Source organism: Brevibacillus formosus, assembly GCF_003013405.1.
Lineage (GTDB): Bacteria > Bacillota > Bacilli > Brevibacillales > Brevibacillaceae > Brevibacillus > Brevibacillus formosus.
This window is the reverse complement of record NZ_PXZL01000010.1, coordinates 1-19,422: the sequence shown is the minus strand read 5'-3', so window position 1 is coordinate 19,422 and position 19,422 is coordinate 1. Positions and strand designations below refer to the sequence as shown.

At 50.1% G+C, this 19,422-nt stretch carries 21 protein-coding genes; all 21 read right to left on the bottom strand.

Annotation, left to right across the window (positions count from 1 at the left end; genetic code table 11):
- Positions 1 to 60: 60 nt before the first annotated feature.
- Positions 61 to 975 (bottom strand): COX15/CtaA family protein, encoded by a 915-nt coding sequence (locus tag C7R91_RS10055; protein WP_047073279.1) that lies wholly within the window; start codon positions 973 to 975, stop codon positions 61 to 63.
- Positions 976 to 1,097: 122 nt separating this feature from the next.
- Positions 1,098 to 2,033 (bottom strand): heme o synthase, encoded by a 936-nt coding sequence (gene cyoE, locus C7R91_RS10050; RefSeq protein WP_047073281.1) that lies wholly within the window; start codon positions 2,031 to 2,033, stop codon positions 1,098 to 1,100.
- A gap of 38 nt (positions 2,034 to 2,071) precedes the next feature.
- Positions 2,072 to 2,530 (bottom strand): DUF420 domain-containing protein, encoded by a 459-nt coding sequence (locus C7R91_RS10045; protein WP_007728156.1) that lies wholly within the window; start codon positions 2,528 to 2,530, stop codon positions 2,072 to 2,074.
- A 43-nt stretch (positions 2,531 to 2,573) separates the two neighbouring features.
- Positions 2,574 to 3,446 carry a cytochrome c oxidase assembly protein gene (locus C7R91_RS10040; RefSeq protein ID WP_047073283.1) on the bottom strand — a complete coding sequence of 291 codons (873 nt, stop codon included), beginning with the start codon at positions 3,444 to 3,446 and terminating at the stop codon, positions 2,574 to 2,576.
- 553 nt (positions 3,447 to 3,999) lie between these two features.
- Complete coding sequence (locus tag C7R91_RS10030) at positions 4,000 to 5,442, bottom strand: NAD-dependent succinate-semialdehyde dehydrogenase (protein ID WP_047073287.1); 1,443 nt, start codon at positions 5,440 to 5,442, stop codon at positions 4,000 to 4,002.
- Positions 5,443 to 5,466: 24 nt separating this feature from the next.
- A complete protein-coding gene (paaD, locus tag C7R91_RS10025; RefSeq protein ID WP_047073289.1) occupies positions 5,467 to 5,970 on the bottom strand; it encodes a 1,2-phenylacetyl-CoA epoxidase subunit PaaD in 504 nt (167 codons plus the stop codon).
- Between the two features lie 17 nt (positions 5,971 to 5,987).
- Positions 5,988 to 6,821, bottom strand: a complete 834-nt coding sequence (gene paaC, locus C7R91_RS10020) for a 1,2-phenylacetyl-CoA epoxidase subunit PaaC (RefSeq protein ID WP_047073291.1) — start codon at positions 6,819 to 6,821, stop codon at positions 5,988 to 5,990.
- Positions 6,822 to 6,838: 17 nt separating this feature from the next.
- Positions 6,839 to 7,171, bottom strand: coding sequence for a 1,2-phenylacetyl-CoA epoxidase subunit PaaB (gene paaB / locus C7R91_RS10015; RefSeq protein WP_047073292.1), 333 nt, complete (start codon positions 7,169 to 7,171; stop codon positions 6,839 to 6,841).
- A 10-nt stretch (positions 7,172 to 7,181) separates the two neighbouring features.
- Positions 7,182 to 8,150, bottom strand: coding sequence for a 1,2-phenylacetyl-CoA epoxidase subunit PaaA (gene paaA / locus C7R91_RS10010; protein WP_047073293.1), 969 nt, complete (start codon positions 8,148 to 8,150; stop codon positions 7,182 to 7,184).
- Positions 8,151 to 8,265: 115 nt separating this feature from the next.
- Positions 8,266 to 9,093 (bottom strand): methyl-accepting chemotaxis protein, encoded by an 828-nt coding sequence (locus C7R91_RS10005; RefSeq protein WP_047073294.1) that lies wholly within the window; start codon positions 9,091 to 9,093, stop codon positions 8,266 to 8,268.
- A gap of 84 nt (positions 9,094 to 9,177) precedes the next feature.
- A complete protein-coding gene (locus C7R91_RS10000; RefSeq protein ID WP_047073295.1) occupies positions 9,178 to 10,365 on the bottom strand; it encodes an ABC transporter substrate-binding protein in 1,188 nt (395 codons plus the stop codon).
- Between the two features lie 51 nt (positions 10,366 to 10,416).
- Positions 10,417 to 11,160 carry an ABC transporter ATP-binding protein gene (locus tag C7R91_RS09995; protein WP_047073297.1) on the bottom strand — a complete coding sequence of 248 codons (744 nt, stop codon included), beginning with the start codon at positions 11,158 to 11,160 and terminating at the stop codon, positions 10,417 to 10,419.
- A gap of 22 nt (positions 11,161 to 11,182) precedes the next feature.
- Positions 11,183 to 11,944, bottom strand: a complete 762-nt coding sequence (locus C7R91_RS09990) for an ABC transporter ATP-binding protein (RefSeq protein ID WP_047073299.1) — start codon at positions 11,942 to 11,944, stop codon at positions 11,183 to 11,185.
- Positions 11,941 to 12,969: a branched-chain amino acid ABC transporter permease gene (locus tag C7R91_RS09985; protein ID WP_047073301.1), complete on the bottom strand. Its 1,029-nt coding sequence runs from the start codon at positions 12,967 to 12,969 to the stop codon at positions 11,941 to 11,943. The genes C7R91_RS09990 and C7R91_RS09985 overlap by 4 nt, the downstream gene beginning before the upstream one ends.
- Complete coding sequence (locus tag C7R91_RS09980; protein ID WP_047073302.1) at positions 12,969 to 13,847, bottom strand: branched-chain amino acid ABC transporter permease; 879 nt, start codon at positions 13,845 to 13,847, stop codon at positions 12,969 to 12,971. Before C7R91_RS09980 ends, C7R91_RS09985 begins: the two co-directional genes overlap by 1 nt.
- 133 nt (positions 13,848 to 13,980) lie before the next feature.
- Positions 13,981 to 14,808: a phenylacetic acid degradation operon negative regulatory protein PaaX gene (gene paaX, locus C7R91_RS09975; RefSeq protein ID WP_047073304.1), complete on the bottom strand. Its 828-nt coding sequence runs from the start codon at positions 14,806 to 14,808 to the stop codon at positions 13,981 to 13,983.
- 172 nt (positions 14,809 to 14,980) lie between these two features.
- Positions 14,981 to 15,403 carry a thioesterase family protein gene (locus C7R91_RS09970; protein ID WP_047073306.1) on the bottom strand — a complete coding sequence of 141 codons (423 nt, stop codon included), beginning with the start codon at positions 15,401 to 15,403 and terminating at the stop codon, positions 14,981 to 14,983.
- Positions 15,404 to 15,430: 27 nt separating this feature from the next.
- Positions 15,431 to 16,630 (bottom strand): thiolase family protein, encoded by a 1,200-nt coding sequence (locus C7R91_RS09965; RefSeq protein ID WP_047073308.1) that lies wholly within the window; start codon positions 16,628 to 16,630, stop codon positions 15,431 to 15,433.
- Between the two features lie 34 nt (positions 16,631 to 16,664).
- Complete coding sequence (locus C7R91_RS09960) at positions 16,665 to 17,864, bottom strand: thiolase family protein (RefSeq protein ID WP_047073309.1); 1,200 nt, start codon at positions 17,862 to 17,864, stop codon at positions 16,665 to 16,667.
- Complete coding sequence (locus C7R91_RS09955; protein WP_047073311.1) at positions 17,861 to 18,616, bottom strand: 3-hydroxyacyl-CoA dehydrogenase family protein; 756 nt, start codon at positions 18,614 to 18,616, stop codon at positions 17,861 to 17,863. The genes C7R91_RS09960 and C7R91_RS09955 overlap by 4 nt, the downstream gene beginning before the upstream one ends.
- On the bottom strand, positions 18,600 to 19,422 hold an 823-nt coding region (locus C7R91_RS09950), incomplete at its 5' end, for a 3-hydroxyacyl-CoA dehydrogenase family protein (protein ID WP_258183135.1). The genes C7R91_RS09955 and C7R91_RS09950, both read right to left, overlap by 17 nt.

Here is a 19,422-nt window from a genome sequence, read left to right as displayed (position 1 = left end):
ACCACTACAGCCGCATAATAAAAAGCTGCCCTCCACGAATCAGGAGCGCAGCTTTTCCTTTTATCTTCTCAGCTTTTCATTTGTCGGTGACTTCAACGTCTGCAAACACATGTAGCAGATGATCCCGAACAAAATCGTGATGATCATCGAGTGAGTCAGTGTAGCGTACAGGTGAAGCTTGTAGATAATTACAAAGCCGCCGCTGAACACCTGCGCGATGCAAAGAATAAAGCTCAGGATACTTGCACCGTACAAGTCACGCCGTTTTTCCTTGAAATGACGTATGCAGTAAATCATTGTCCCCAACAACAAGAATCCCAACACCAACGCAGCGATTCTGTGGGCAAAATGAATACCGGTCTGTCCGTACAACTCTGGGATGACCTGTCCCTGACATAACGGCCAGTCACTGCAAGCCATACTTGAACCCGTATGTCTGACATACGCTCCCAGATAAACGACAGCGTACGTATAAATAGCGACGAACCACATCCAGTTGCGGAAGCCTTTTGAGACGGTCGTTTTCACCAGGCTTTGCATTTTTTCTCGCTGATAAACGAACACACTCAACAAGAACACGCCTGAATAAGCAAGCAAGGAGAATCCGAAGTGCAGAGCCAAAACAGATGAAGACTGTGGCCAAATAACGGCAGAAGCGCCGAGAATGGACTCCACTACGATGAAAAACAAACCAAAGATAGCGAGATTGCGAACTTCCTGGTTGTCTTTGTAAAAGCGCCAGCAAAGTACAGAAAAAATCGCGACAACAATACCGGCAACACCTGTAATCAGGCGATGAGAATATTCAATAATGGATGCCAACGTGTATTCCGGAACCCATTTCCCATTGCACAGCGGCCAGTCATTTCCACAGCCGAGTGCTGAATCTGTCTTGGTTACAAGCGAACCGGCTACCATCACGATAAACATGATCAAGGTAGCAAGAAAAGCTAATGGCTTCAGCCATTTTCCCATAGTAAGTCACCCTGTTTCTTGTGAGGATCAAACAACACCTCGTTCTATGTCCTCTTTTACGATAATGAAACATCCCCTGCTAAGCAAGGGATGTTCCGTGAACATTTAGTGAGTGTTTCGTGTCAATAATAGTTGACCATGGTACTAATGACGATCGCTGCACAAAACACTGTCAAATAAAGGATAGAATAGCCGAACAGTTTGCGTGCCCAAGCAAGATCATCCTTAGTTTTGAACCCTTGGAAAAGCAGAACCATGTATACAATCCCCATCACGCCCATGACGAGCAAATACACAAAGCCTAGGCTAGCGTGGATGAACAGCAGCAAAGAAGCCGGGAACAATACCGAACCCCACAGCACCATTTGTCGCTTCGTCTCGGCAAAGCCTTTTATTACCGGTAGCATCGGCAGATTACCTGCACGGTATTCTTCTGTTTTCAGCATAGCCAACGCCAAAAAATGGGGAGGCTGCCACAAGAACAATACCAAGAACAACAGCCAAGCGGTCATGTCCATGGTTTCTGTTACTGCGACCCACCCAATTACCGGAGGGGCTGCACCTGAAATACCGCCAATCACCGTATTGAGAGTTGTCACTCGTTTCAACGGCGTGTAAATCAGCACGTAAAAAATGTGGCCGATCAATCCCCAAACCGCCGCCAAGGGATTCGCATATACAGCCAGCACAGTAACCCCTGCCAGCAGCAGGCCAATTCCTAAGAGGATCGCGTTACGTGCAGAAATTCTTCCGGTCGCTACCGCCCGATGTTGCGTCCGCTTCATTTTTTTGTCCAAATCACGGTCGTAGAAATTGTTTAAAGCTGCACCCGACATAATGACCAAGGCGGTTCCTAGCAAGGTGAAAAAAGCCAGTTTCCAGTTCGGATAACCGTAGGACGCTAACCATAAAGCAGCAAAAGTGGTCATCAAGTTTGACAGGGTAATGCCAGGCTTCGTCAGTTGTACGTAATCCCGAAAGGTAGCTGGCCCTACTGGCTGTGTCTGCAAAGAAGCATCGGCATCAAGCGATTCCTGCACGGTCATTTGCTGGTCCACGTTTTTTACCTCCTGTTTCCTTCTATCTGAACACCCGTTTACTTACCAAAAATTACATCCAGCACGCCAGACGTCTCGCCACCTGGATAAATCCAGTACAGCAGCAGATAAACCGCAGCTCCTGTAATCGAGGTGACAAACCAGACAATGGATGTCCAAGGACCGATCTTACGATGGGAAGCATAGTTTTTCGTGTAAGCGTATCTGAGTGTAATCAGACCCATCACACCACCGACTGTTGCCAGGACGATGTGGAAGAACAAGAACGTCTGATAGATTGGCTTGATGCTGTCTGGTCCGCCAAAATGCGTGTTTCCGATAAACGCCGTTCTGGAAACATAAGTGATAAAGAAGATCGTGGCACAGATCGCAGCCCATTTCATAATCTTCATATGCTTTTCTACTTGCTTTTTCGCAATGGCATACCAGCCAATCGCAACGAGAATTCCGCTAATAACGATAAAAGCCGTACTTACCGTAGGCAATATGAGCCCCATTTTTTCACCTCATTCAACAAACGTTTCTTCTGTCCGCGCGTATTTAAAATGTCGGCTTTTCAGCACCGAAAGATTGATCCATCGGCAGGTCGTCCTGCTTCTCTGCCTTGTACCAATGGTAGAAGACGTAGGCCAGCACACAGCCGTAAACAAGCTCCTGTACCAGCTTCATAATGATTCCGCCAAGACGCTGATCGTTAAATGCGTCGAGGCTCTGGAATAGCTGTGGAGCATTTATATACGTAGCGTACAGCGGTTCCGAAGCAAAAATAATCAGCGCACAGGCTGGCGTAATCAAGACACCGTTTGCAAAAACGTACGACAGCTTTTTCAATCCGGCCAGTTGTCGCTTGTTATCAGACAACGGACTCACAATGGGCCACCACATCGCAAATGCGGCAATCACGAGAATGACATGATAAAACGTCATCCATGCATGGTTGATCGCGACGGCATCAAAAATAAACGGAACATGGTAAAACGAAAACAGGGAGTTGAACAACAGCGCTGCTACTAACGGATGTGTCAAAGAGTTTAGGATGAGCTTCAGCGCTTTCGGACGGAAAATCTTGGCCAAAAGCCATTCAGGCATTGCCAGAAGCATGAGCGGTGGCAGTGCAAAGTACAAGATCGATTGTTGGAGCATGTGTAAACTAAACATGTAATGATGGCCGTAATAACTGATTGGGCTTCCTTGTGCGGCGTAGAACAACACGATTGCCAAAACAAAAAGCAATCTTTGCTTGCCAGTTGCCGGTGTAGCGTTTTCAAAACGTTTATGCATTGGACCTGTTACGAGAAAGTAGACAGTAGTCACGAGCAACGACAAAAGCATCACATCCGGACTCCATAAATCCGAAAAGGTTGCTGATCCGGTAGCCGGTGACATTTCGTGCATTTGATGTGCATTTCCCATGGTTATATCCTCCCTTCCGAATGTAAAATCTTGGACGATGCCACACTCGCTGGGCTTCGTCATATGTACATTTTGTGTCAATATGAAATACCAATTTTTATCTATTAAATGTTGCCCTTGATCCAATCTTCATTATACCGTTGTTTTCCTTTTTCTTTGAAGACAAAAATGAACAAAGTGTTGAACAATACAATTCACAAAATTCACAATAAAACCCATTATGAATTGAGTCACCATAGTGGAGGAGAAGAAAAAGCACAGTTCTCTTCGACTCTGACACGCCCGCAAGGGGGATTCACTGGCCGTCTCCACTTAAAAAAGGTGACCGTCGAGCCAAAGCCACCCTACGGGCGGACGTTTCTCAAGGAAGAAGTGTTCGACAAGCGTGGTCCCCTTTTTTAAGTTCCGACTGGGGAGGCTATGTCAAGGTCTACGAGCCCTGTGCTTTTTCTTCTCACCAGCTTTAATGGTTCATTGATACCTTTTAAAACACTTCTATATGAAAATAAAGAAGAGTCCAGATCTTGTCTGAACTCTTCTTTATTTTCATATCTTACAGTCCGAAGGAAACGAACTTGGTTTCCAAATACTCATCCATTCCGTAGCGGCCACCCTCACGGCCGATACCGCTTTCCTTGAAGCCGCCAAACGGTGCTTGTGTCTGGGTTGGCGATCCGTCATTGATCCCAACGATTCCGTATTCAAGGAGCTCAGCCATGCGGAAGCAACGTTGGTTATCGCGAGTGTACACATAAGCAGCCAAGCCATAGCGCGTATCGTTTGCCATTTGCACGACATCCGCTTCCTCTGTGAAACGAATGAGCGGAACAACAGGACCAAATGTTTCTTCATAGGAGATTTTCATTTCGGCTGTCACGCCAGAAATCAAAGTCGGCTCGCAATAGAAGCCCTTCGCATAATCACCTTCAACCAAACGATTTCCGCCGTATACCACTTGCCCGCCTTTGTCCTTGGCGTCTTCGATATGCTCGAGCACCTTGTTCAAGGCACGCTCGTTTACCAGTGGACCGATCTCCGTCTCTTTCTGGCGACCATCCCCTACCTTCGCGCGCTTCAGACGCTCTACCAGCTTTTCTGTAAATGCATCTGCGACATCCTCGTGGACATACAGGCGGTTCGTGCAAATGCACATTTGACCAGAGTTACGGAACTTGCTCTCAAACAGACCTTTTACGGCTGCATCCAGATCCGCATCCGGGAATACGATGAACGGTGCGTGACCACCGAGCTCCATGCTGACGCGCTTCACTTGCTTCGCTGCGCCCTCCATCAGCAGCTTGCCGACACGAGTGGAGCCTGTAAATCCGATTTTGGACAGCTTCGGATTGTCGATGAACTCCTTCCCAATCGATTCAGGATTTCCAATGACGAGGTTTACGACGCCTTTTGGAAAGCCAGCCTGCTCGATCAGCTCAAACATGCGAATCGCAGACAGCGGCGTGCTTTCTGCTGGTTTTAAAACCACCGTGCAGCCCGCAGCCAAAGCCGGAGCGATCTTACGTGCAACCATGTTCACTGGGAAGTTCCATGGGGTAATCGCCCCTACCACTCCTACAGGCTGACGCAAAACCATGATGCGCTTGTTCGCAACGGAGGATGGGATCGTTTCTCCGTTGACACGCTTGGCTTCTTCTGCGTACCAGACAAAGTTATCAGCGGCACCCAGCACTTCGCCTTTTGCCTCGCCCAAAGGCTTGCCCATTTCAGCAGAAATGATTCCCGCCAGTTCATCCCGATTGTTTTTTACCAGCTCGGACAAGTTGTACAAATATTTGGCGCGCTCGCGAGCAGTCAGTCGAGACCAGCTTGCAAATGCCTGATGAGCAGCGTCGATGGCCTTGTTGGCATCACGACCATCGCCGAAGGTTACTGTTCCAACTGTTTCACCTGTAGCAGGATTCGTAATCTGAATGGACTCGCCACTTTCGGCCGTTACCCATTCTCCATTAATAAACATTTGCTTGTACTCTCCCATGACATTCGCTCCTCTCAATCTCTCTCAATAGATTGGTTTTAGGGCCTCAAACGGATTTTTGCAGTGCCGGCAATACAAAATACTTCGACAAGCAGCAGGGCCAAACAAATTTTCTATTTGTGTATAGGGGGAATCACAGTAGGGACAGGCTACTTCCCATGTGTCTCCCGGTTTGAAGTCAAGCGGGGGCGGCGCGATGCCAAAGCTTTTTAGCTTATCGCGAGCATCCAAGGCGATACGATCAGATGTCCAGGCTGGATCATAGACGAACGCGACCTGAACCTGATTGATCCCTTCTGCCTCCACCAGCTTTTCTGTGATGTTCTTCTTCATGATCTCGAGTGCCGGACAGCCGACAAAGGTAGGGAGCACCTCGATGTGTACGACGTCTGCCTCGACGCGCACTTTGTGAATCATCCCCATCTCCACCATGCTGATCACCGGAATTTCGGGATCCGTTACTTGCTGCAGCAGTTCCCAGCATGTCGCTTCAAGCCCTTCATGCAGTTGCAGTTCTTCTTGCGCCATGAGAGAATCACTCCTTTTTACCAGCCTGCAGCCGGATCAATGCGGTACACTTCAGACAAGGTAGCTAAAGCCTGCACCAGATCAGCGGTATGTTCACCGTAACGGCCACGCTCTTGTGGCACTCCTGGCTCACCCGGCCAGTCGAGTCCTGCTTTATCAAAAATGTCTTTAGTCAGTGCCAGCCATTTTTGTTTCAGCTGCTCTTCTTCTGCAATCAGACCAAACTGAACGATATCGCCCTGGTTTGGTCCAAGATGTGGCAGCTCCCCGGCATCCTCCCAAACTTTTGCAATGGCTGCCTCCAGCCTCTGACGCGCATCAGCCGTACTATTCGCCAATTGCTTCAACCAAACTTGCCAGTGCATCAGATGATAGCGATGCTCTGTCATCATTTTGCGACTGACCAGCGCGAGTGGTGCGTATGACGACTGCGTCAGTGCCTCCAAGCGAACCTGCTTGTATAAGCCGTACACATAGCTGCGAACAATCGCATAAGCCCAATCGTAATGCGGATGATCGTTGTATTCGCCGTCGCCGTTTTTACGCTCTACCAAGATCGCATTGGAAAATGCCTTCGCCTCGCGCAGCTGTGCGAGATCGTCTGCTTTGCCTACCCCTAGTTGCTCAAGCATTTCATAAAACATCACGGCATGGCCCATCATGTCCTGAGACATCGATGAAAAGGCCACATCTTCTTCAATATGCGGAGCCAGCCCAAGCCATTCCGATCCGCGATAAGCCAATATAAAATCGTCATCAGCAAGCTGGAACAACAGGTCAGTCAAGGCTTTTGCAAATGACGGGTTTTGTTTTGCTGCTTCCACTGTTTCTACATGTAAACGGTCGCCCATGATTGTATCCCTCCTGCTTAACTGCCGTTGCCTGCATGCTTCTGTTTTTCTTCGAACTGCTCGCGATGGTGGCGCCATCTCGACTGCAAGTCGCCGTATCCTTTGGTCTCCCGATAGCTCTTGTTATCGAGTCTTTCCAGGAAAGGACGCTCCTCTGGCGGCAGTCCAAAAATGTCGTCGCGCTTGACTACCCACAAATTAAAACAAGGCTCCCGGCGCAAAAAATTCTCCCTCGCCATGCTCAATGCAACTTCTTTATTGGGTGCCAACAAACTGAACTGTTGGACGAATGGAGCATTTACACTTTTTTGGCTGAATACCTCGTATATGAAAAAGTTTTCGCTGCTCATCCACATTCACCTACCCTACTTGTCGGCCGTACGACATAATCGCATCGCGCACCCATTTGGTTTCCTCATAAGACATTACCCGAAGATTCAGACGGTGAGCGGAGCGCGGTCCGTTCCCCTTGACGATTTGCTTGAACTCTTCCCAGTCAGGCTGTTGGTAGACCCATTTATCTTCTGCCTCGTCGAAGTAAATCGTATCGTCTGGCACTGTGAAGCCAAGGTGGAAAATACGCGGCAGATACTTTTTCAGGAATACTTGGCGCAATTCTTCATTGGTCTGTGTACGAATCTTGTAGCGCATGTTGGCTTCCTGATTACTCGTAATGTTCCCGTTTTCCGGCGGTCCGAAAAACATCAAGAGGGCAGGCCACCAACGATGGATGGCATCCTGCAGCATTTGACGCTGTTCATCGGTGCCTTCTGCCAACTCCAAGACGATGCTCTCCCCGTGCTGGGCATGGAACTTTTCTTCCGCACAGATCCGATGCAGAGCGCGCGCGTAAGGTGCATAAGATGTATCGAGGGACATCGATTGCGTGATGATAGCCGCTCCGTCAACCAGCCAGCCAATCACACCAGCATCAGCCCAAGTAGGTGCTTCCATGTGGAATACATTGTGAAATTTCAGTCTTTTCGCAAACAAATCATTCATGATATCCTCACGCGTCTTGCCCAATGGCTCAAGCAAGTCTTCTGCGACGCGAAGCAGCAATTGACCGTGCCCCATCTCGTCTTGGACCTTCGCCATAATCGCCAGCTTTCTGCGCAGTGTCGGGGCCTTTGGTACCCATTCTTTTTCCGGCAAGGCACCCATGATCTCACTGATACCATGCATCGAAATCAGCTTGATCAACTGGTTGCGATAGTCGTCTGGCATCCAATCGTCTGCCTCTATTTTTTCCCCGCGATCGATTCTCGCTAAAAACGCTTCCAACTTTTCGTTTTCAGTCAGATCGGCATGTTCGAGCCTCATTTGCATGGAGAACGCCCTCCTTTTATCAGATATGCATTATGTTAAAATTATAATACGTTTTTATAACGCAATAATAACATAACGTCATACGTTTTTGCAATACGCTTACATAGGGACTCATCTATTCTCCGCGCCCAGTTATATCTGCTGCCTTTTTCAACTGCTCGGCCATATGCCGCAGCTCTTGCATGACTGCATCCAGCTCCTGTATTCGCGTCGACTGCTGTACGCTGTGATTCATCGTCTTCTCCATTTCGCCAGTAACCGTTCCGACGAGTGCATTCATTTCATCCAATAGTTGGAAAATGCCCTTCGCTGAAGTAGCTGTCGTCTGGGAAAGCTGACGGATTTCCTCTGCTACCACGGAAAAGCCACGACCAGCAGCCCCTGCTCGTGCTGCTTCGAGAACGGCATTCAAGCCGAGTACATTGGAGCGCGTCGAGATATTACGGATCAATTCGTTGATCTGGGTCGTTTCTGCAATTTTCAGCCCTAATTGACCGGCTGCATCACTCAGCGTGTGGCTCGCTTGTGCCAAATGATCGGCGTCCTTTGCCAGACTTTCTGTGTGCGAAGCGATATTTCCCAGTGCGTCCGTCAAGTTTTGAGCCAAGCCGTGCAAGCGATCCTCTTGATCGGTCGTCACGCCTGTCGCCAAGCGACCGACTACTTGCCCGTTTTCCACAAGCGGATAGCCGACTGCGATATAAGGAATGCCGTAGAGCTCTTTGGAAATCTTTTTCACTACCCGCTTGCCCTCTTTTACCGCTGTCGCATTGATACTCCCCGGGCGCAATTCGTCCCCTACTCGAATCCCCAGGTTCAAGCCCTGTGCTGGATAATAGGCGAGAAACTTCTCTTTGTCGGTAACTCCTACCATACATTCGGACAAAAAGGCCTTTTGCAAAATCGGTGCAACCATTAAGACGCTATTTAGCAATTGAGACATGCATGATCCTCCTAGCCTTGTAATGAAAACAACAATTCCCCCCGCATTCTTTTTCACAACGCGGAGGGATCGAAGGTCTTTCACTTATTTAACGAGCTGGAATTTTCCATCCTTCACTTCAACCATGATCATGCTGTCTTCTGTCAAACCGTTATGATCATCAGCCGTGAACTTGAATTCTCCGGTTACCCCTACGTATTTCACCTTTTCCAGTACTTCGCCCAGCTTGGAGGTGTCGCCTCCTGCTTGCTTCAAGCCTTCCACGAGCAAATTCAAACCGTCGTATCCGTATCCCGCGAAGCCGTCTGGCTGTGTATTGTAGGCAGCTTGATAGCCATCCACGAATTTTTTGATGATCGCAGATTGCGGATCGTCTGCCGCTACTTGTTCAGGAATGAGCAGTTTTCCAGCTACCATCAGGACACCCTCGCCAGCGTCTCCAATCAGTTCGAGGAATTTGCTGTTCGCAGAGCCATGGCTGCTAATGATCGGAATAGTGAGGTTCAGTTGCTTGGCTTCCTTCACAATCGTAGCCGGTCCAGGGTTCGTGCCTGCTACAATCAGTGCCTGCGCATCAGTCCCTTTGATCTTGGTCAATTGGGAGCTCATGGACGGATCTTTTGTGCCGTACTTTTCTTCGGCTACAATCGTGATGCCGTATTCAGGCGCATATTTTTGCAATTGCGTGGTCCAGCCACTTCCGTATGGATTGCTGTCATTGAGCGTAGCAATTTTCGTAATGCCTTTTTCCTTCAAATATTTGAAAATGCGCTTTGTTCCGTGTACGTCCGTGTGCGGTGTTTTGTAGATGCCGGCACGAACCGGATTGGTGATTTGGTCTGCCGCTGCCATGGAGATCAGCGGGAGCTTTTCTGCTGCGGCATACTCCGCCATCCCGAGAGACGGACCACTGCCTGAGGAACCGAGTACAGCTACGACCTTTTCTTTCGAAGCGAGCTTTTTGATCGCTTTTACCGCTTCCGTATTGTCAGACTTGTCGTCTTCAAAAATGACTTCCAACGGTCGGCCATCCACCCCACCTGCGCCGTTGATTTCTTTTACTAACAGCTCTACCGCTTGCTTCTCCGGTACGCCGAGCGGACTGTTCGGACCAGTCAGCGAGAAAATTGCGCCGACCTTGATCGGGTCCTTGCTGGCGCCGCCAGTGCCTGATTCTGCTGCTGGCGTGGCACCGCCTCCACAGGCGCTCAAGAATACGAGTGAAGCGACTGCTGCTGGAAATAGCCATTTTTTGAATGTTCGTTTTTTCATGGGTGTACCCCCTCATGTATGTGGTTGATCTTGATCAAACTGCTATGTTGGCTACACTGCTTCGTGGGAGCTACCCAAATAAGCAGATTGTACACGCGGGTCATTGCTAATCTCGTCTGCCTTCCCTTCCAGCATGACGGTTCCCGTACTGAGTACGTAAGCCCGGTCGGAAATAGCGAGCGCTGCGCGAGCATTTTGTTCGACTAACAGCACTGTGGTGCCCCACTCCGAGCGAATCTCCTGCACAATCGTCAGGATTTCTTTGGCAATCAATGGAGCCAACCCTAGCGAAGGCTCGTCCAACAAGAGGAGCTGCGGTCGAGACAAGAGCGCCCTGCCAATAGCAAGCATCTGCTGCTGCCCCCCGGAAAGCGTTCCTCCGAGCTGCCATTTCCGCTCTGCCAAAATGGGAAAACGTTCATACACTGTCTCCATTTCCTTGGCAATTTCCTTTTTGCTCGTCTTGGGCATCCGATGCGAGGCACCCAACCATAAATTGTCCTCCACGGTCAGCGTGGAAAAAATTTGTCTGCGCTCCGGTACATGCGCCATGCCCCTGGGTACTACCAGCTCCGCAGGGACATGTGTAATGTCCGTATCACGAAACCGAATCTTGCCTTCCTTGTCGCCGTGAAGACCGCAGATACAGTTCAAAAGCGTCGTTTTGCCCGCCCCATTTGCGCCTAACAGGGAAACAATTTCTCCCTCGTTCACTTGCAGAGTAATGCCGTGCAGCACTTCTACCGGACCGTAGCGAGCCGTGATGCTGTCTACTGTAAGGACTGTCTTACCCATCTTTTTCCACCTCTTTCGCGCTTCATTCTGCACCCAGATACGCCGCAATCACTCGCGGGTTCTCCTGAATCTCACGCGGGGTTCCTTCTGCGATTTTTGATCCTTGATCCAACACAACGATGCGGTCCGCAATCGTCATGATCATGTCCATATCATGCTCCACTAGCAAAATAGCCGTTCCGTTGTCGCGAATCTCGCAAAACATGCGGCTCATCTCCGCCGTCTCGGTATGATTCAGACCCGCAGCAGGCTCATCCAACAAGAGCAGTCGCGGCTTGGCTACCATCGCGCGGGCAATTTCCATCAGCCGCAGCTTCCCATATGGCAAGCTCCCAGCCAAAGAAGACGCTTCCTCCGCCAGTCCTACATTCTCTATCCACGTCTGTGCTTGCTCTTGCATCAGCTTTTCTTCCTTGCGGGACTTTGCCAGATTCATGCCGCAGGAAAAGAGACTCGCGCTTGTCTTGGTATGCATACCGACCATGACGTTTTCCAAGACGGTCATATCGTCAAAGGTTTGGAGGTTTTGAAAGGTTCGCGTGATGCCCAATCCGGCATATTCGTAGCCTTGCACACGTGTCAACGGCTGGCTGCTGAAGCGAATTTCTCCTTCTGAAGGCGGGATCACACCTGACACCATGTTGAGCACCGTACTTTTTCCAGCTCCATTCGGACCGATCAGCGCGAGAATCTCTCCTTCACGCACCTGAAAATCTACTTGATTCACTGCCCGTGCGCCGCCAAAATCACGAGAAAGCTTTTGCACATCCAAAAGTGTTGTCATGTTGCAGCCTTCCTTTCCACCTGCTGCTTTCGCTGTGCTTCGTCAGCCATGGCCTTCGCCTTTTTCGCCTGCCCTTTTTCGAAAGCAGTCCGGATGCGCGGAACCAATCCTTCTGGCATGAACATGATGAACAGCACGAGAATCGCACCGAATACAATCGTGTCCACATCCCCCTGCAAGCCCGGCACTACTTCACTCAAGAGAACCAGCGCTTCACTGATAAAGCCAATCAGGATCGTCCCGATCAAAGCGCCCCAGATGCTTGTCATCCCGCCGATGACGACCATCGTGAGAAACTTGATCGACTCGTGCAGTCCAAACGGCTGCGGATCAAGAATTCCCATGTAATGGGCGTACAGGCCGCCGGAAATACCAGCAAACATGCCACTTACCACAAAGGCATTCAGCTTGAACTTGCGGACATCAATTCCCATCGAGGTCGCGGCGATCTCACTTTTGTGAATCGCCCGAAACGCTCTGCCGACACGTGAATTCAAGAGATTAAGTGAGAAGAGCAGCACACAGGTGACGACTCCCCAAATCAGAAAGTACATGGATAGCTCGCTTCCACCAAAGAAAGTCATTTGCGGAATGCTGATCATCCCATTTGCTCCCCCTGTGACCGGTTCCCATTCCGTAATTCCGATCTGGACGATGTAGCCAAATGCGAGAGTTGCCATCGCGAGGTAGTAGCCTTGCAGCCCCGCTATCGCCCGCCCGAGGATAAAGGCGAATAACCCTGGAACAATCGCAGCAGCTATGAGGCCGATAAATGGCGGCAGACCGTACTTGGTCGTCAATACTGCCGAGGTATAGGCGCCTATCCCCCAAAACGCTGCTTGTCCCAGCGAAATTTGTCCCGCCAGTCCCATCACGAGGCATAGCCCGATGGTTACGATTGCCTGAAGACCGATAATAATTCCGACAGAACGATAGTATTCATCTGGCATCACGAATGGGAAAAGAATCATCAAAAACAGGTAGATTCCTATGCTTTTGCCCCACTTATCGATGATCTGCTTCATCATAGCCCTCCTTTTCCAACGCTGCGTTCCCCAAAGATGCCGGATGGCTTAATCAACAGCATGCCGATCAACACCAGAAAGGCGATCGCGTCCTTCATACCGGAGCTGATGTAACCTGCTCCCAGCGACTCGACGATCCCGAGTAAAAAGGCGGCTACGGCTGCACCCAATGGATTTCCCAGTCCGCCAAGAATGGCTGCGGAAAAGCCTTTGATCCCGAGCAGCACGCCGACATCGTACGACGTTACAGAAAGCGGCGCGATCACAATTCCTGCAATCGCTCCCGTCGCTCCACTGATGGCGAAGGCCAGCATACTCATCTTTGTCGGGCTAATCCCCATCAGGCGAGCTGCCATCGGGTTGATCGAACAGGCGTTGATTTTTTTGCCGAGAATCGTCTTGTCCATCAAGTACCAAAGTAAAAAAAGAATGATAAGAACAGCAGCCAAAATCCAGATACTTTGTTGCGCGATCATCACACCGCCGATCGAGATCGGCTCATTGCTCGTAATCGGTTCAAGTGCAAACGCATCTTTTCCCCAAATAAAGCTGGCAATGCCGCGAAACAGTGTGGAAATCCCTATCGTCAAAATAATCAAACTAATTGGATTAGCCTTTTTGACGTAAGCAATTACATATTTCTGCATCAAGACTCCGATCAAAGTGACCATGAGTATCGCGAGCAATGCCGCCAACCCATACGGAAGGTTCATGCCAATCAAGGCGACTGTGACCATTCCGCCCAGCATCAAAAATTCACCTTGTGCCAGATTGATCACCTTGCTTACGTTGTAAATCGTAATGAAACCAACCGCTACGATCGCGTAAATCCCGCCACTGACGAGGCCGTTTGCAACATACTGCAGCAATTCCGTCATATTCGTGCTGTACCCCCTTTGTTTCTCGTCCACCAAACTGCACCCAAGTAAAACGCTTACATTTTGAATAATGAAAAAATATTTATAAAAAAAGACCCTAGACGTGCTAGGGCCTTTCCTTCGGAGCTTTCGCCTATGCGGATGGCGCAGCTTCATACACGGTCTCGAAGAATCGTACTGCCCCTGGATTCAATAGCTGATAGTAATTTTGGAACAACTGATCCGCCTCTTTGCCCAACCACAGCTCTGGCAACAATTCCTGCGGCAAATCAGGATCGATGAACAAAAACTTGCGGTATTGGTGGACGAGCTTTGTCTTTTCCACGAAGCAATGGCTGTCTGGGACCTCTTCCCCATTGCTAAGTTTGGCAGAAAGCTGCTCGTATTCTTCTCGGTAGGCATCGATGAAGGACTTGTATTTTTCATTAATTTCATCAATATCCCAGCATTTCTGCACGAGCTGCTTCGGATTGCTCCACCCCATGTGCTCGGATGAAAAAATCTCCACATACTCTGTAATCTCGTGCGCTTCCGTCAGATCCTTCACGCGATCACTGAGGTTATTCGGGCTGATCCATGTGCTGGTTGTCAGCATCCCGAAGCCCATCCAGCCAAGCTCCTTGCGCAGTTGATCACGCAGCGCTCGACGCTCCTCTGGGATGTTGTAGCTGGCAATGCACCACTTGCCGTCCCACACATCTGTCTCGACCTTATAAATACGCGCCGCTGCCTCTTCCAGCCGCTTTTTGCCGCGCTCGGATACCGAGTAGAAGCTGCGGTTCCCTACTTTTCGCGATTCCAGCCAGCCTTGGCGAAGCATCCGGGAGATCGCTGCACGAACAGCCGGCTCCGACAGTCCGAATTCCCCCATCAGCTTGGTCAGACTACCAATCCAGATTTCGCTTCCATAATGGCGGACGTATTCACCGTAAATTGTAAAAAGCATGGATTGTGGCTTCACGTTTCTTCTACCCCCAAATCGATTCATACCTATTAGCTGTGTGAAATTGTACCATATTCTGTAGGAAGTGCGTGAATCGATCGAGAGTATATGACGATAAAATCATATAACGTAATTTAAACGTAATTATAGTAAAACATTTTAAAAGAGTCAATTTATTCTGTCAAATTTATCATTTCCCATTTACTTCCTGGTTGATCTCTGCTTGCAAGGCCTCAAAGCGCTGCTTGATCTCGTCCTTTTTGAAGATGGCCTGGACGAACGTCCCGAGTCCTACACGATTACGCGTAGTGTCCGCCGTAACCTCGCACACTACGCGTTTTTCGGTAACCTGCACACAGGTAGCCCGGAACGTGACCTCCTGACCAATCACAGCTGGTCCCACATGCTTGATGTCCACAGCAAATCCCGAACCCTCTTCATCGGCTTCCAGGTACGGCAAAATGACACGTCTTCCCGCCCATTCCATGTAATAAATCATACTGACTGTCGACATCACGGGATGCACGACTTGGCCCTCAAAAACAGGCAGCATGTCCTTTGTCACTGTCACAGTAAATTCTTCCGTCGTACCCGGCTGCAGTCTATCTATCAAGAGTACCTGCCTCCCTATCTGTCCAAGCTACACACGCTCGATAATCGTCGCAATCCCCTGTCCAACTCCAATGCACATCGCAGCCAACCCGTAACGGGCATTACGGCGCTCCATCTCATACAAAAGCGTAGTAAGGATGCGTGCTCCGCTACACCCGAGAGGATGGCCCAAAGCAATCGCTCCGCCATTTACGTTGACCAGATCAGGGTTGACTCCCAGCTCGCGTACGCTTGCCACTGCCTGCGCTGCAAAAGCCTCGTTGAATTCGAACAGATCAATTTGCGTAAGTGACAGGCCTGCCTGCTTGAGAACTTTGCGCGTTGCAGGTACAGGTCCAATTCCCATTACAGAAGGATCGACACCAGCCACTGCGGATGCAACGATCCTTGCACGAGGTTTCAAGCCGGCTGCAAGAGCTGCTTCTTGTTCCATGATGAGCAGAGCGCAGGCTCCATCGTTTAGACCGCTGGAGTTGCCTGCTGTGACGCTGCCATCTGCTTGGAAAGCTGGTTTCAGCTTTTGCAGCTGTTCAATAGTCGTCTCTGGACGTGCATGCTCATCTTGAGCAAACAGTGTGACCTCGCCTTTGCGCCCTTTTAGCTCTACCGGAACGATCTCGGCATCCCACTTTCCTTCTGCCAAGGCACGTGCGTAATTTTGCTGACTGCGCAATGCAAACTCATCCTGCGCTTCGCGGCTAATTCCGTATTGTTCCGCTACCTTCTCCGCTGTTTCTCCCAAGCTGATCGGCGGATACATCTCTTTCATTTTTTCGTTAACCAATCGCCAGCCCAACGTCGTATCGACCAACTGCTGATTGCCGCGCTGAAAAGCCGTGCCAGGCTTCATCATCACCAGCGGAGAGCGTGTCATGCTCTCTGTCCCGCCCGCAATATAGACGTGACCTGCTCCGGCTTTGATTGCATTCGCGCTTTGGTTCACAGCCTCCAGACCTGAGCCGCACAGGCGATTCACTGTCACTCCCGGCACCTCGACAGGCAATCCCGCCAATAGAAGTGACATACGCGCGACGTTGCGGTTGTCTTCCCCGGCCTGATTGGCACAGCCCATGATGACATCATCAATCGTCTTCGGATCAATGGAGTTGCGTTCCAGCAGCTTTTGAATCACCAATGCACCCAGGTCATCCGGGCGCACATCCTTCAGCGCACCACCAATACGGCCGATTGGCGTGCGCACAGCATCTATGATGACAGGCGTACTCATTCTTCCACTCCTCCCATGCACGAGGGCTTTTTTTCTATAGTGCTTCTACTAACGTGGCCAATCCTTGACCGCCTCCTATGCACAACGAAACGATTCCGTATTTCTTTTGGCGACGTCTCAGCTCGAAAAGAATCGTACCTGCCAAGCGGGCACCGCTCATTCCGAGTGGATGACCCAACGCGATTGCTCCACCGTTTACATTGGTTTTCGAAGGGTCCAGCCCCAGTTCTCTCATGCAGGCAAGTGACTGAGAAGCAAAAGCTTCATTTAACTCAAACAGGTCGATTTGCTCTACAGTCATGTTCGTTTCTGCGAGCAGCTTGCGGATCGCCGCTACCGGACCAATGCCCATGATGCGCGGATCAACACCAGCACTGACGAAATGAACAATGCGCCCCAAAGGAGCTACGCCTGTCTTTTGCAGCGTTTCTTCGTTCATCAAGAGCAAAGCCGCCGCGCCATCGTTGATACCGGAGGAGTTGCCTGCGGTGACGCTACCATCTTTTCGGAAGGCAGGTCGCAACTTGGACAATGACTCCACACTGGAATCTCTTCTTGGGAATTCATCCGTATCAAACAGCGTCTCTTCCCCTTTTTTCCCTTTTAACGTGATGGGAATGATCTCATCGCGGAACAGACCTGCATCTATCGCGTTGATAGCCCGGGACTGACTCTCTGCTGCAAAACGATCCTGATCCTCTCGACTGATGCCGAATTGCTCCGCCACGTTTTCTGCTGTATCTCCCATGGTCAGATCGCCATAGAGCGAGACGGGAGCAGAACGAGGTCCGCCAAAAGACTCGATCAGCGTCTGACCGCCGCGTTGATACGGCTGCTCGAATTTTTCCATGATGTACGGTGAACGAGTCAAATTCTCTACACCGCCAGCCAGCATGACCTGACTATGTCCTGCCTGGATGGACTGCGCAGCCAAATTGACTGCCTCTAGCCCGGATGCACACACCCGATTCACAGTCAGTCCAGGTATGGTGTCAGGAAGCCCTGCTTTCAACAAGCCAACGCGCGCAATGTTAATAAACGGTCCGGCCGATATGACGTTACCCATGATGACCCCATCCACAATCTCACCGGATTGTCCTGCCTTCGCGAGCGCTCCATTCAAGACAATGGCTGTCAGGTCGTCGATGGGGGTGTTCTTCAGACTTCCACCCAGCTTGCCGATTGGTGTACGTACAGCTGCTGCTACGTACACCTCCTTGTTAGTCAAGCTCATGCCTCTACACCCACTTTGTCCTCGTACGTGTAAAAGCCTTGCCCACTGCGTACGCCGACACGCCCTGCCAGCACCAGCTTGCGTAATAGCGGCGCTGTGCGATAACGCTCCTCGGCCAAATCACGCTGCAAGCCTCTCGATATCGCAAAAATCTCATCCAATCCAATCCGATCTGCCCATTCGAGAGGGCCGTATGGGTAGTTGGTGCCTTTTTTCATTGCGATATCGATATCGGTAGCGGTTGCTGCTTTTTCCATCAAAGTAAAGGCAGCCTCGTTGATAATGAGTGTTAAAATGCGCGGGAACACGAGACCTACCTCGTCGTTTACGGCTTCCGTTTCTTTCCCGAGCGATTGAAAGAAGCCTTCCGTCGCTTGAATCGTATCCAGCTCCGTTTGCAGGGCAGGGGCAATCTCGATCAGCTCCCGCTCAACCAAGGGCACGAGCGTTCCAAATCCGCAAACGCGTTCAGGATGCTGTGTCCAGGACGCTACCTCTGTCGCTGTAATCGCGAGCGAAGTCGTGATGATCGGTACGTTTGGTGCTAATAAGTCATCCAGCTCGCGTACTTGCCTCTTTTTCGCCTGCATATCGACGCTATTTACTTCCACAGCCAAATCAACCAGCTCAGGTTCCGCCATCGCTTCTGCAAGGGTAAGCACCTGATAGCCTCTTTCCACCATCAAATGATTCAACTCTGCGTACAGCGGGCTTGTGCCCACGAGCAATACAGCCTTATTTGTTGTAGTCATAGAAGCCTTCCCCCGTCTTTCTGCCCAAGCTGCCGGATTGAACCATTTGTTGCTGAATCCGGCTAGGCTTAAATCGTCCTTCATGGAAGAAGTCGGTATAGACCGATTTGGTGGTAGCAAAATTGATGTCGATACCGATCATGTCTTGCAGCTCAAACGGACCCATTTTGAATCCGCCGGCCAGCTTCATGATTCGGTCAATCTGCTCCACACCTGCCACATGATCGCCCAGGATGCGCAATGCTTCATTATAATAAGGACGTGCGATGCGATTGACGATAAAGCCAGGGGTGTCCGTCACTAAAACAGGCACCTTGCCCAACTCTTGCGCAAATCGATACGCCACTTCCACATTTTCCTCGCTCGATTTTTTCCCGCGAATAACCTCAACCAAAGGCATGACGGGTGCCGGATTGAAAAAATGAAATCCGAGAATGCGCTCGGGATGCGAAAGCCCTCCTGCAATCTCCGTAATCGAGATAGAGGAAGTATTCGTTAGTAAAAGGGCATCCTCTCTGCAAATCCCAGAAAGCTGGCTGAAAATGCTTTTTTTCAAATCAAGGCGCTCTGGCACTGCTTCGATGACGATATCGCAGTCTGTCAACTGCTCCATTTCCGATACGAATTGGACTAGCTCTAGCGTCTCTTTCATTTCTTGTTCACTAATTTTGTTTTTCTCCACGTCTTTTGTCAGGATCGATTCCAAATAGACAAGCGCTTTGTCAAGCACCGCCTGATTTGCATCCAGCAGCATGACCTGATGTCCTTTTCGAGCACAGACGAGAGCAATCCCCGCCCCCATCGTT